Raw genomic sequence first — 13,126 nt, forward strand, 5'->3', positions numbered from 1 at the left:
TGCCTTCTCGTCTGCCTGGTTGATCTTTTGGGGGCGGGTGCGGGTCGTGGGTGGTCGGTCGCACGGTTCCCCGCGCCCCTGAGCGGCGTCCGGTCACCGTAGGGTTCAGGCATGACCGGATCTGGTGTGGTGGCTGTTCGGGTGCGGGGGCTCTGGAAGCGTTTCGGGGAGCAGGTCGCCGTCGGGGGGATCGATCTCGATCTGCCCGCCGGGCGGTTCATCGGGCTGGTCGGGCCCAACGGGGCGGGGAAGACCACCACCCTGTCGATGGTGACCGGGCTGCTGCGGCCCGATCAGGGCACCGTCGAGGTGGTCGGGCACGACGTGTGGCGCGATCCCGTCGAGGTGAAGGCGCGGATCGGGGTGCTGCCGGAGGGGCTGCGGCTGTTCGAGCGGCTGTCGGGGCGGGAACTGCTGGCGTACACCGGCCGGTTGCGGGGCCTGCCCGGTGCCGAGGTCGACAGGCGGGCCGCCCAGCTCCTCGACGTGCTCGACCTGGCCGGGGCCCAGCACAAGCTGGTCGTCGACTACTCCACCGGCATGCGCAAAAAAATCGGGCTCGCCGCCGCCCTGCTGCACAACCCCGAAGTGCTCTTCCTCGACGAGCCGTTCGAGGGCGTCGACCCCGTGTCCGCGCAGACCATCCGCGGGGTGCTGGAGCGCTACACCGCCTCCGGAGCCACCGTCGTCTTCTCCTCCCATGTGATGGAGCTGGTGGAGTCCCTGTGCGACTGGGTGGCCGTACTCGCCGCCGGACGCATCCGCGCCACCGGGACGCTCGCCGAGGTCCGCGGCGACGCCGCCACCCTCCAGCAGTCGTTCCTCGAACTCGTCGGCGCCGGTGGCCGGGAGGCCGCCCACGACCTCGACTGGCTGGGCGGCGGCGCCCGATGACCGACGTCACCGCCACCTTCGTACGGCTGAAGCTGTCCCTGCTGCGCAACGGGCTGCGGCAGTCCGCCGGGCGGCGGGCCGCTTACATCGCGTCCGCGGTGCTCGCGCTGCTGTTCGCCGCGCTCCAGTTGCTCGGGCTCGTGCTGCTGCGGGGGCACGAGCACGCCGCGTCCGTCGTCCTGCCGCTGACCGCGCTGCTGGCGCTCGGGTGGGCGGTGATGCCGCTGTTCTTCCCCAGCGGCGACGAGACCCTCGACCCCACCCGGCTGGTGATGCTGCCGCTGCGGGCCGGGCCGCTGGTGCGGGCGCTGCTCGCGGCCTCGCTGGTCGGGATCGGGCCGCTGTTCACGCTCTGTCTGGTCCTCGGCTCGGTGATCGCCCTCGCGCACGGCGGGGCCGGGTACGCCACCGCCGTGGTCGCCGTGCCGCTGACGCTGCTCGTGTGCGTGGCGCTCGCGCGTGCCGTCGCCGCCGCCAACGTGCGGCTGCTGACCAGCCGCAAGGGCCGCGATCTGGCGGTGCTGAGCGGGCTGGTCATCGCGGTCGGCGCGCAGGTCGTCAACTTCGGTGCGCAGCGGTTGGGCGAGGCGGGGCTGGGGCAGCTCGACCCGGTCGCCGACGTGCTGCGCTGGGTGCCGCCCGCGTCCGCGATCGGCGCGGTCGACTCGATGGGAGAGGGCGCGTACGGGGCCGGGCTGCTGCAACTGGCGCTGAGCGTCGGCGCGCTGGCGCTGCTGATCGCCGTCTGGGCGCGCCATCTGGACCGGCTGATGACCTCCCCGGACGGTTCGACGCTCCAGGCCGCCGGTGACGGGGCCGCGCGGGAGCGGACCGGGGCGGGCGGGCCGGCGCGGCTGCTGCCCGGCGGGCGCACCGGCACCGTCATGGAGCGCAGCCTGCGCTATGTGTGGCGGGACCCGAAGACGAAGGCGGCCTGGGTGACCTCGCTGGCGATCGGGCTGATCGTGCCGGTGTTCAACGCCTTGCAGGGCACCGGGTCGATCTACTTCGCCTGCTTCGCCGCCGGGATGCTCGGCATCCTGATGTACAACCAGTTCGGGCAGGACACCTCCGCCTTCTGGATGGTCGCGATGACCATCTCCTCCACGCGTGACGCCTACGTCGAACTACGCGCGCGTGCCCTCGCCCTGCTCGTGATCACCTTGCCGTACGCCACCCTCGTCACCGTCCTGACCACGGCCATGCTCGGCGACTGGGCCAGCCTGCCGGAGGTGCTGGGGCTGTCGTTCGCGCTGCTCGGCGCGATGCTGGCGACCGGGGCGTGGGCGTCGGCGCGGTTCCCGTACTCCATTCCGCAGGAGGGCTACAAGAACGTGGCTCCCGGGCAGTCCGGGCTCGCCGCGTTCGCGATCTTCGGCGGGATGGTCGCGGCGGCCCTGCTGTGCCTGCCGGTGATCGTCGCCGCGATCTGGCTGCACACCAGCGCGGGCGGCGAGGACTGGACCTGGCTGCTGCTGCCCGGCGGTACGGCGTACGGGGCGGCGATCACGGTCGCGGGGCTGCGGCTCGCGGCGCCCCGGACGGCGGCGCGGCTGCCGGAGATCCTGGCCGCGGTGAGCAAGGGCTGACGTAAGCGATTAACTCCCCTCGTACCGGGTTCGGTTGTGCACCACCGGCCTACCATCGAGGTCCACCGACGCGTAGGGGGCGGGCGTGGTCAGATGGTTCGGCAAGTCCGGGGGGACGGGCTCATCCGGCAGGTCGGGGTCACCCGGTGGGTCGGGGGCATCCGGCGGGCCGGGGGCCTTCGGTCCGGCCGGGCAGGCCTCCGGCGATCCGCTGCACGACGCCGACGGGTTGCGGCTGGCGTACGGCCGCACCGGTGACCCCGCCCTCCTGAACCGGGCCCTGCTGGCGGCCGACCGAGCCCGCAAGGAGTACCCGGCCGACGATCCGCGGCACGCGTCGGCACTGTCCGCGCTGTGCATGCTGTACCGGCTGCGCTGGGAACGCGAACGCGACCGCGCCCTGCTGGACCGCTCCCTGCGCTACGGGCGGCAGGCCGTCGACGCCTCACCGCCCGGCGACCCCGAACTGGGCCGCCACATGTCCTCCCTGGCGACCTCCCTCCAGGAGGCCTTCGAGCACGGCGGAGGGCAGCAGGACATCGACGAGGCCATCGCCCTGTACCGCTCCTGCCTCGACATCATCCCCGCGGACGACCCCGAGCGCGCCGGACAGCGGTCCAACCTCGCCAACTCGCTGCTGCGGCGCGCCCAGAGGTACCCCGACGTCGCCACCCTCGAAGAGGCCCTCACCCACGCGCGTGCCGCACTGTACGACACTCCGCAGGGGGACCCGATGCACCCGGTGCGCCTGGTCAACCTCGGCGGGGTGCTGCTGGGGCTGGTGCAGAGCGGGCAGCTGCGGTACATCGGGCCCGCGCAGGAGATGTACGAGCAGGCACTGAACGAGTTCCCGCGTGCGCACCCGGCGCGCGGCCAGGTCAAGGGGGCCGTGCAGCGAATCCGGCGGCTGCGGCGGGACCTGGGGATCTGAGTCCGCGTGGAACTCGTCCTCGCGGTCAGGGACTTCGCCGGGCCCGACCGGTGGCGGTGGGAGCTGACCGGGCCGGACGGGCGGCTGCTCGCCGGGCATGAGGTGCGGCTCGACCGGAACAGCCCGCAGTACGAGGCGTTCCGCGACCTCGCCGGGCAGCTGCGCCGGAACGCACCGCCCGACGAACGGGTGGCGCGGGAGCGGCAGATCGTACGGGAGACCGGCGACTGGATCGGCGCACGGGTCCTCGGGCCGGTGACCGGGGCGCTGCTCGCGGCGGCGCCGGCGGTGGTCCGGGTGGTGGCGCCCCCACAGGCGCGCGGGTTGCTGCACGCGCCGCTGGAGCTGGCCCACGCGGGCGGCCGGCCGCTGGCCGTGCAGGACGTCACGCTGGTGACACAGGTCGCCGGGGCGGCCCAGCCGCCGCCCGCGCGGGAGGCGGGACGGCCGGTGCGGGTGCTGGCGCTGTTCAGCCTGCCGGAGGGCAGCCGGGCGTTGAACCTGCGGCGCGAACGGGTCGCCCTGACCCGGCTGTTCGACGGGTCCGGGCGCGCGGTGGAGGTCCGCACGCTGCAGTACGGCGTCACGCGCGAGCGGCTCCGGGCGCTGCTGGCCCGGCCGCACGGCTGGGACGTGCTGCACGTCTCCGGGCACGGCACACCGGGCCGGCTCCTCCTGGAGGACGACGCCGGGCGGCCGGACCTGGTGGGGGCCACGGAACTCGCGGAGTTGCTGGCGGGGGCCCGCGGGGTGTCGCTGGTGACGCTGTCGGCCTGCTGGTCGGGGGCGGGCCCGGTGCCGGACGCGGGCGGCACCGAGACGGTCGGGACGCTCGCCGGGGAGCTGACCGGGCGGCTGGGGTGCGCGGTGCTGGCGATGCGGTACCCGGTGGCCGACGACTTCGCCATCGCCCTCGCCGAGCGGCTGTACCGGCTGCTGCTCATCGAGGGGCGGACGCTGCCGCGTGCGCTGGCCGGGGCGCTGCGGGGCCTCGGGGAGCCGGCGCCCGACCGGTCGGGTCTGGAGGCGGCGACTCCGGCCCTCTTCGGGGAGCTGGCGGTGGGGTTGCGGTTGGAGGCACCGGAAGGGGGCGCCGGGGCGGGGGACGGGGCGGGCGCGGCGGGGTCGGCGGCCCTGGGCGAGCGTTTCGTCGGGCGGGTCGGTGTGCTCGCGCGGGCCGGTGCCGCTCTCGCGCCGCGCGGTGGGCTGTGCGGAGTGGTGCTCGTCGGGATGCCCGGCGTCGGTAAGACGGCGTGCGCGCGCGAGCTGGTGGCCACGCATGAGCACGCCTTCGACGGGGTGGTGTGGTGCACGGTGCCCGAGCGGGGCGGGGCGGACGCGCGGGGGGTGCTGGTGGAGCTGGCGGTGGGGCTGGAGCGGGTGGTGCCGGGGGTGGGGTGTGTGGGGTTGCTGGACCCGGGCGCATCTGGCGCCTCTGGGGCCCCTGGCGCCTCTGACGCCCCTGATGGCCCTGATGGCCCTGATGGCCCTGATGGCCCTGACGCCCCTGATGGCCGCCGTGGCCCCTCAGTTCCCGGTGACCGCGAGGGCCCCTATGAACCCGGTGGCCCCGACGCTCCCAAGGACCCCGCTGACCCCGACGACCGCGTCGGCCCCGCCCGCCCGGACGCCCTCGGTGACCACGCCGTCCTCGGTGACCCCAGTGACCACAATGACGCCAATAACCGCGCCCGCCCCGACACCCTCGCTGGCCCCGACACCCTCACTCACCCCAATAACCCCAGTGACCGCGATCGCCCCGACCACCCCAGTGCCCCCGGTGACCACGCCGCCCTCGGTGACCCCAGTGACCACAGTGACCCCAATAACCGCGCCCGCTCCGGCCCCCTCACTGACCCCGACACCCTCACTCACGCCAATAACCCCAGTGACCGCGATCGCCCCGACCGCCCCAGTGCCCCCGGTGACCGCGACGACCCCGACGACCCCGACCGCCCCGACCGCCCCGACCGCCCCGACCGCCCCGACGACGCGAACGGCGGGCGGTTCGGGGAGTTCGTCGAGGCTGTCGTGGGGTGTCTGGAGCGGCGGCGGTTGCTGGTCGTCGTGGACGGGGTCGACGCGCTGCTCGACGCGGGCGGCGGCTGGCGGGACGCGCGGTGGGGGCCGCTGCTGGCCGCGCTGTCGGCGCACGGCGGGCCCGGGCGGCTGGTGCTGACCGGACGGGTGCGGCCGCCGGGCCCGGGGCCGGGCCTGGCCACGGTGCCGGTGGACCTGCTGACGCCGGACGAGTCGGGGCTGCTGGTGCGTGAGCTGCCGCACCTCGCGCGGCTCGCGCGAGGACTGCTCCCTGGAGCGAGCCCGGCCGCCGCGCGGCGCTACCTCAGCGGCGTACTGGACGTCACCCGGGGCCACCCCGGGCTGCTGGAGCTGGCGGACGCGCAGGCGGCCGACCCGGCGCGGCTCGCGGAGCTGCTGGGGGCGGCCGGGCGGGCGAGGTCGCTGGGCGGCGGGCTCCCCGAGACGTTCCCCGGCGCGGGGCACGGCAGCGACGACGACCGGCTGCGTGTGCGGGCCGCCTGGACGGACGCGATCACCGACGGGCTGCCGCCCGCCCACCGCGACCTGTTCCACTTCCTGTGCTGTCTGGAGGAGCCCGACCGCACCCGGCCCGCCGTCGACCACAACTGGCCCGATCTGCGGGCCCGGCGCGGCCACCACGCCGACTCCCCCGACGCCGCGGTCGGCACCGGGCTCGACGCGCTGGCGGCGTGCGGGCTGCTGACCCCGCGGCCCGGACCGGCGGACGGGCAGCCGTCGTACGACATCCAGTCCGCCGTCGCCGCGCGGGGGCGGGCACGGGCCGGGCAGGCGTTCCGGGAGCTGGTGGACACCCGGATGTCCGCCTACTGGGTGCGGGTGTTCGAGCTGGCGTGGCAGCGGGAGGGCACCGACGCCGAGGGTGCCCGGCTGGCCGGTCCGCTGCTCGCGCGGGCGGGGCTGTCCGCGGCGCCGTACCTGATCCGGACGCGGCTGTGGGAGGGCGCCGAGGCGATGCTCCAGGCGGTACTGCGGCGGGACGACAGCGCGCCGACACGCGCGCGTGTGCTGCCCGTGCTGCGGCAGCTCGCCGCGCTCGCCGCCACCGACGAGGGCGCCCCGCCGCCCGTGAACGCGCTCGGCGAGGTGCTGTGGGCGACCGACCCGCGGCGGGCCGAACGGCAGACCCGCGCGGCGCTCGCCGCCGCCCGCGCCCGGGGCGACCACGCGGCGGCGGCCCGGGCGGCGGGGTCCCTGGCGGGGCTCTGTCTGCGCACCGGCCGCCTCGACGAGGCGCTCGCCCTCGCGGACGCCGAGATCGAGCACGCGCGCGTGGCCGGTCTCGGCGCGTGGACCCGGCTGCTCGCCGAGGTGCACCGGCTGCATGTGCTGGTGGAACGGGGGGAGGGCGCCCGGGTCCTCGACGAGGCGGCGGTCCTGCTGGGCCGTATGCGGGCCACGCCGCGGGAGCTGGTGCCCGGCGAGGGGGTGATGTGGTGGGAGGTGTGGGAGGAGCTGTGCGACACCGCCCAGCGGGCCGCGATCGGCGGCGGGGCGTGGCCGCGGGCGCTGGAGTACAACGCGGAGCTGTGTGCGGCCAAGGCGGGGCGGGGCGCGCCGTCCGCCGATCTCGCGCGGGCCCGCTTCCCGGCGTACATGCCGCTGCTGCGCCTGGGCCGTACGGGCGAGGCGCTGGCGGTGCTGGAGGAGTGCCGGGAGGTCTTCGAGGCCGCCGGTGACGATCTGCACCTCGGTGAGGTGTTCGGGGCGTTCGCCAACGTGGAGGACGCGCGGGGCCGGGGCGCTGCCGCGCTCGCGCGGGGGCGGGACTGTCTGCGGTACGCCTACCGCGCGGGTGTGCCCGCGACGATCGCCGTCAGCCACGCCAACTTCGGCACGTACCTGCGCTCCCACGCGGGTGACGCGGCGGGGGCGGTCGCCCATCACCTGGCCGGGGCGCTGCTCGGTGTCCTCACGGGCGGGCGGACCGTGGACGCGCTCGGCGCGGTCGTGGGTGACCTGCGGGAGCTGGGGCCGTCGGCCGACCTGCCCGACGGCCCGCGCGAGCTGTGCGCGCGGGTCGCGGGGGTGCCCGGGGTGGCCCTGGACCGGCTGCTCGAAGGGCTGGAGCCCGAGCCGGGCCGGGTGCGCGAGGTGCTGGCGGCGCTGGTGCGCCGGGCGCGGGACGAGGCGGGCGCCGCGGCCGCCGGGGCGGGTGTCGCGGAGGCGGCGTGGGGGATCGTGTGGGAGCCCGCGCTCGCGGCGCTGGTGTCGGCGGCACGCGGCAACACGGCGGCGAAGGTGAAGCTGCGTCAGCACCTGGACCGGTACGAGGCGATGGCGCCGGTGTTCGCGCCGCTGGCCGGGGTGGTGCGACGGCTGCTGGCGGGTGAGCACGACCCGGGCGCGGCGGCCGGTCTCGGCCCGCTGGACGCGCCGGTCGCCGCGCGGGCGTCGGCCGCGCTGCGCGGCGAGGTCGAGGTGCCGGTCGCCCTGTGGCCCGCGCTGCATCTGAGCCTGGCCCTGGGCAACTTCGTCGGCGCGGCGGCGGGCGACCCCGGCACCGCGCAGGTCACCCGGGAGCAGCTGGCCGCCCTGCGCGCCGACCCCGCGTTCGCGCCGCTGGCGCCCGTGCTCACCGAGATCCTCGACGGCAGCCGTGACCCGGGGCTCGTGGACCGGCCGCGGGAGCCGGTGCAGCGGGCGGTGGTGGCGACGGTGCTGCACTACCTGGACGGCGTGGGGGGAAGGGTGGGCTGAGAAGGTGGCGGTGCGACGGGAGGGGGGCGGCATGGAGCAGGAGCCGCGGGTCAACGACGTACGGATCGGCCCGGACGGGGAGCTGGAGTTCTACGACGGGGCCGAGTGGGTGCCGTATCCGGATCTGCCTGACGAGGCCGGACCACCGAGTGCCCTGTGGCGCCCCGGTGACGTGTCGTGACCTCGCCCGCGCCCGGACCGGAAGCCGGTGCCCCGTCGTCCGAACCGGGAGCCGCTGTCCCGGTCCTGCCGTTCGACGCGCTGCCGTCGCCGCTGGACGCCGTGCCCGAGCTGCGGGCGGCGGCGCGCTGGATGATCGGCGCGTTCGGGGCGGTCGGCGCGGCGCTGATCGGCGGGGGCCCGCTGGTCGCCGTCGGCAAGGTGGACGGGCTCGGGGAGGCGGCGGTCGCCGGGGCGGCGCTGCTGGTGGCGCTGGCCGGGGTGAGCCTGGCGGTGTGGCAGGTCAGCCGGGTGCTGGTGCCGCCGGTGACGACGACGGCCACGCTGTCCGACCCGGTGGTGCGCGGGCTGCGGGAGCTGGTCGACGCCTCCCCCGCCGACTTCTTCGGCGCCGTCGCGGACGGCGTCGACGACCTGCTGCGGCACCGCGCCGTCGCCGCGAACGTCCAGCGGGCCCTGACCGCCGAGACGGACCCCGGGCGCCGGGAACTGCTCCGCCGTCATCTGGGGCGCGCCCGCGCCAACGTGGCCCGCACCGACCCGTATGTGCGCTGGCTGCTCGCCATGGCGCACGTCTGGCAGATCCGCGCCGCCCTGCACACCGCGCGCCGCTGGTGCCTGCTCGCGGTGCTGCTGGTGGCGGTGGGGGCGGTGGGGTTCCTGACGGTCACCGGGAAATGAGGACCCCGGGGAGATCCGGATCACCTACGGTTCGGGCATGACCGTTCGGAGCACGACACAGAGCGAGCCGATAGCCGGACTGCGCGTCGAACCCGTCGTCGGGGAGACGATGCTGGAGCAGTGGCGGCGCGTCCACAACGTGATCGTGCCGCCCGCCGCGATGTCGCTCGACGAGGCCCGCGAGCGCGCCGCGCGCTACCGGCTGGAGAACGCCTACCTCGGCGACGTGCTCGTGGGCTGCTCGACCGTACGGCCGCCCGCGACCGCCGAGGACGGCACGGCGAACGCGGCGACGGTCATCGCGCGCGTGCTGCCCGCCCACCGCCGCCGGGGCATCGGCACGGCCCTGTACGAGCGGGGCGTGGCCCACGCGCGCGTGCTGGGCGCCGAGGTGATCGACACGGTCGTCCTGGCGGCCAACGCCGACGGACTGCGGTTCGCCGAGGCGCGCGGGTTCACCGAGGTCGAGCGGTACGTGCTGCCCGGGGAGAGCGACGAGTGGGTCGATCTGCGACAGGCTCATGACAGCCAGTGACCGATGTGGTCCTGGACATTTCCGCGGTGCAACGATTCTCCGCAATCTTTGCGGGAACCATATGTGGGCTGCATCACGTTCAAGTTGAATGATTGCCAGTGAGTGAACCGACACGACCTACGTGCGGACGCGCAGCGTGCAGGGGGTCCAGGTGAGTGCTTCCCGGCGTAGTGGGACCACGGACGAGCTGGGGCCCGACGAGCCCGAGCGCGACGGTGCCGATCTCCTCGCCGCCCTGCTGGACGGCATGGACGCCGCCCTGTGCGCCTTCGACGCGGACGGGGTGGTCACCCACTGGAACCGCGAGGCGGAGCGGATCCTCGGCTGGAGCGCCGCCGAGGCCGTGGGGCGACGCGGTCTGACCGGGTGGGCGGTGCGCAGCGCCGACGCCGGGGAGGTCGAGACGCGGCTGTTGTCCGCGATGCACGCCCCGGGCCGCCAGGTGCATGAGTTCGCGCTGGTCACCAAGGACGGCGGCCGGGTCCTCGTCCGCACCCAGTCGGCCGCCGTGCGCGGCCCGGACGGCAAGCCCGCGGGCGTGTACTGCGCCTTCAGCGAGGTGCACGCGCAGATCGACCTGGAGCGGTCCATCGCGCTGAGCGAGGCCCTGTTCGAGGACGCCAGCTGGGGCGTCGTCCTCGTCGACGCCGATCTGCGGCCCGCCGTCGTCAACGCGCACGCGGCCCGCGCGCTGGGCATCGGCCGTACGGCGGTGCTGGGGCGGCCCCTCGGGGACCTGCTCGCGCAGGGCGTGGAGGAGCTGGAGAGCGCGCTCACCCATGTGCTGGCCGAGGGGGCGCCGCCCGCGCCCGCCGAGATCTGGGTGAGCGTGCGCACCCCCGAGGGCGACCGGCGGCGCTGCTGGCGCTGCGGGTTCGTGCGGCTGGCGTCGCCGCTCGCGGAGGAACCGGTGCCGCTCGGCGTCGGGTGGCTGTTCCAGGACGTGACCGAGGCCAAACAGAGCGAGCAGGAAGGGTCGCTGCTGCGGTTCCGCACCAACCAGCTGCACCGGGCCGCGCGGGCCGCCGCCGAGTGCGAGGACCCCGCGGAGGCGGCCACCGTCCATCTGGACTTCGCGCTCGCCGGATTCGCCGACCACGCGCTGATCGACAAGGTCGCGGGCGGCCCGCTGTCCGACTCCCGCCCGGCCGGTCCGCTCCGGCTGGTGCGGTTCGCCGCCACCCCCTCCGGCGCGCCCGGACCGAGCCTCGCCGCCGGGGCCGCCGGACTGCCCGTGCGCTACGGCGACGGCCACCCCGCCCTCCAGTGCGTGGAGCGTGCCGGGACGGTCCGGGCCGGGGTCGGCACGGTCCCGCCCGAGCAGGCACGCGCGTGGGCGACGGCCCGGCAGTGGCCCCCGGAGACCGTGCACGCCCTGTGCGCGGTGCTGCGCAGCCGGGGCCGCACGCTCGGCGTCGTGTCGTTCCTGCGCGGCGCCGGACGCACCCAGTTCGAACGCACCGACCTCGCCTACGCCGAGGACGTGGCCGCCCGGATCGCGGCGGCCCTCGACCTGGCGACGGCGGTGGGACGTGGCGGGGAGGGGCACGGGGCGCAGGGGTAGCCGCCCCACGCCGTCGGAAGCGGAGCCCCCCGCCGACGGGCAGGTCAGCGGCGGTAGAAGATCCGGTCCCCGTACTGCTCGAAGACGCGGCTGTTCCAGTCGAGGCCGCCGTCGACGTTGCCCGAGCGGAGCAGCGGGGGCTCGATCCCGCGCGCGGCGAGGGTGGCGGCGGTGTCGGCCATGACGGCCTGGAGGAGGGCCGAGGTGACGACCGTGGAGGCGGGCGCGAACGGGGCGGGGACGGTGTCGAGGGTGAGTTCCGCGTCACCGACCGCGATCTTCGAGTCGAGGACGATGTCGCAGTGGTCCTTCAGGAAGGTGCCCGACACGTGCCGCGACGTGGTCTGCTCGGCGTACGCCACCGACGTCACGCCGATCACCTTCACGCCGAGGGCGCGGGCGTGCAGGGCCATCTCCACGGGCAGCGCGTTGCGGCCGGACAGCGAGACGATCACCAGGACGTCGCCCGTGCGCAGCGGCGAGCTGTCCAGGACGGCGCTCGCGAGGCCGTCGACCCGCTCCAGCGCGGAGCCGAGCGTGGCGGGCATCACGTCGACGCCCACGACGCCGGGCGCGGCGAGCAGGTTCATCAGGGCGAGGCCGCCCGCCCGGTACACGACGTCCTGCGCGGCGAGGGAGGAGTGCCCCGCGCCGAACGCGAACAGCCGTCCGCCCGCGGCGACGGTGTCGGCGAGCAGCGCGCCCGCGGCGGCGATGGACGCGGCCTCCTCGTCGCGGACGCGGTGCAGCAGGCCGATCGCGGCGTCGAAGAACTGGTCGGCCGGCGTGCTGTCGCCCATGCGGTGCCCCTTCGCTGTGGATGTGTCGCGGATCACGGTGCGGTCTGGACCAGTGCCGTGTCAATACGGAGTCAAGGTGCCCCGCCCGCCCCGCGCGACCGGGCGGGCCGAACCCCGCAACCCCCGCGTTTCGGCGGCGCGGCACGGTTGTCAGCGCTATGCGTCAGAATTGAATCCAGGGCCAGCGCACGCGCCGCAAGGCCGTAAGCCTTCGGCAGATCTCATCGAGGGGCACGTATGTCCGGACTGATCGACACGACGGAGATGTATCTCCGCACCATCCTCGAGCTTGAGGAGGAAGGTGTGGTCCCCATGCGCGCCCGGATCGCCGAGCGGCTCGACCAGAGCGGGCCGACGGTCAGCCAGACGGTGGCGCGGATGGAGCGCGACGGTCTGGTCTCCGTTGCCCCCGACCGGCATCTGGAGCTGACCGACGAGGGCCGTCGGCTGGCCACGCGCGTGATGCGCAAGCACCGCCTCGCCGAGTGCCTGCTGGTCGACGTGATCGGCCTGGAGTGGGAGCAGGTGCACGCGGAGGCCTGCCGCTGGGAGCACGTGATGAGCGAGGCGGTGGAGCGCCGCGTGCTGGAGCTGCTGCGCCACCCGACCGAGTCGCCGTACGGCAACCCGATCCCGGGCCTGGAGGAGCTGGGCGAGAAGGACGGCGCCGACCCGTTCCTCGACGAGGGCATGGTGTCGCTGGCCGACCTGGACCCGGGTCTGGAGGGCAAGACGGTCGTGGTGCGCCGGATCGGCGAGCCGATCCAGACGGACGCCCAGCTGATGTACACGCTGCGGCGGGCGGGCGTGCAGCCCGGCTCGGTGGTGAGCGTGACGGAGTCGGCGGGCGGGGTGCTGGTGGGCTCCGGCGGCGAGGCGGCCGAGCTGGAGTCGGACGTCGCCTCGCACGTGTTCGTGGCCAAGCGCTGACGCCGTAGGTCGCTTCCTTGGCGGTCCGTCAGCGGCCGTGCGGAAAACAGGATTTGGTCTTCCGAAGCGCAGCGCTGGAGCGGTTCGCGTGCCAGGCTGTGGCATGGGGCATATGACCGGGCATATGACTCAAGGGGGTGGGCGGATGGGCCACGGACGAGTGGAGGGCCCCGGCGCCGTGCGGCGCCGGGGCCTGTCCTCCCCTGTGCTGACCCGGAGCCCCGAGCTCTCAGGGTCATTCCCCTCGGACCGGTTTCCCCG

The 13,126-nt window shown here is 75.3% G+C and carries 10 protein-coding genes; 9 read left to right on the forward strand and 1 reads right to left on the reverse strand.

Features of this window, described 5'->3' with window-relative positions:
• Nucleotides 1-111: 111 nt before the first annotated feature.
• The 8 genes from KBY47_RS07775 to KBY47_RS07810 all read left to right on the forward strand — a co-directional run bounded on the left by KBY47_RS07775 (nt 112) and on the right by KBY47_RS07810 (nt 11,135).
• Nucleotides 112-894: an ABC transporter ATP-binding protein gene (locus KBY47_RS07775; RefSeq protein ID WP_210920225.1), complete on the forward strand. Its 783-nt coding sequence runs from the start codon at nt 112-114 to the stop codon at nt 892-894.
• Nucleotides 891-2,483, forward strand: a complete 1,593-nt coding sequence (locus KBY47_RS07780) for a transporter (protein WP_210920226.1) — start codon at nt 891-893, stop codon at nt 2,481-2,483. Before KBY47_RS07775 ends, KBY47_RS07780 begins: the two co-directional genes overlap by 4 nt.
• An 85-nt stretch (nt 2,484-2,568) precedes the next feature.
• Nucleotides 2,569-3,414, forward strand: a complete 846-nt coding sequence (locus KBY47_RS07785; protein ID WP_210920227.1) for a hypothetical protein — start codon at nt 2,569-2,571, stop codon at nt 3,412-3,414.
• Nucleotides 3,415-3,420: 6 nt separating this feature from the next.
• The gene (locus tag KBY47_RS07790) at nt 3,421-8,175 is read left to right on the forward strand and encodes a CHAT domain-containing protein (protein ID WP_210920228.1); all 4,755 of its coding nucleotides are present in this window, start codon (nt 3,421-3,423) and stop codon (nt 8,173-8,175) included.
• Between the two features lie 31 nt (nt 8,176-8,206).
• Nucleotides 8,207-8,356, forward strand: coding sequence for a hypothetical protein (locus KBY47_RS07795; protein WP_210920229.1), 150 nt, complete (start codon nt 8,207-8,209; stop codon nt 8,354-8,356).
• On the forward strand, nt 8,353-9,036 hold the full coding sequence (locus tag KBY47_RS07800) for a hypothetical protein (RefSeq protein ID WP_308405080.1): 684 nt from the start codon (nt 8,353-8,355) through the stop codon (nt 9,034-9,036). The genes KBY47_RS07795 and KBY47_RS07800 overlap by 4 nt, the downstream gene beginning before the upstream one ends.
• Before the next feature lie 37 nt (nt 9,037-9,073).
• On the forward strand, nt 9,074-9,571 hold the full coding sequence (locus tag KBY47_RS07805; protein WP_210920230.1) for a GNAT family N-acetyltransferase: 498 nt from the start codon (nt 9,074-9,076) through the stop codon (nt 9,569-9,571).
• 151 nt (nt 9,572-9,722) lie between these two features.
• Entirely contained in the window at nt 9,723-11,135 is a 1,413-nt protein-coding gene (locus KBY47_RS07810; protein ID WP_210920231.1) for a PAS domain-containing protein, read from the forward strand.
• A gap of 44 nt (nt 11,136-11,179) precedes the next feature.
• Here KBY47_RS07810 and KBY47_RS07815 read toward each other — a convergent pair whose 3' ends face one another.
• Nucleotides 11,180-11,935, reverse strand: coding sequence for an SIS domain-containing protein (locus tag KBY47_RS07815; protein ID WP_210920232.1), 756 nt, complete (start codon nt 11,933-11,935; stop codon nt 11,180-11,182).
• 237 nt (nt 11,936-12,172) lie between these two features.
• Between KBY47_RS07815 and KBY47_RS07820 the strand changes: the two genes are divergently transcribed.
• Nucleotides 12,173-12,865, forward strand: a complete 693-nt coding sequence (locus KBY47_RS07820; RefSeq protein ID WP_210920233.1) for a metal-dependent transcriptional regulator — start codon at nt 12,173-12,175, stop codon at nt 12,863-12,865.
• The last annotated feature ends 261 nt before the right edge of the window (nt 12,866-13,126 follow it).

Source organism: Streptomyces sp. B93 (assembly GCF_018070565.1).
GTDB lineage: Bacteria > Actinomycetota > Actinomycetes > Streptomycetales > Streptomycetaceae > Streptomyces.

What these genes read in the sequence shown, in the direction of transcription:
- KBY47_RS07815 (WP_210920232.1), bottom strand. Translation starts at nt 11,935, where the DNA reads ATGGGCGACAGCACGCCGGCCGACCAGTTCTTCGACGCCGCGATCGGC.
- KBY47_RS07805 (WP_210920230.1), top strand. Translation starts at nt 9,074, where the DNA reads ATGACCGTTCGGAGCACGACACAGAGCGAGCCGATAGCCGGACTGCGC.
- KBY47_RS07795 (WP_210920229.1), top strand. Translation starts at nt 8,207, where the DNA reads ATGGAGCAGGAGCCGCGGGTCAACGACGTACGGATCGGCCCGGACGGG.
- KBY47_RS07780 (WP_210920226.1), top strand. Translation starts at nt 891, where the DNA reads ATGACCGACGTCACCGCCACCTTCGTACGGCTGAAGCTGTCCCTGCTG.
- KBY47_RS07775 (WP_210920225.1), top strand. Translation starts at nt 112, where the DNA reads ATGACCGGATCTGGTGTGGTGGCTGTTCGGGTGCGGGGGCTCTGGAAG.
- KBY47_RS07820 (WP_210920233.1), top strand. Translation starts at nt 12,173, where the DNA reads ATGTCCGGACTGATCGACACGACGGAGATGTATCTCCGCACCATCCTC.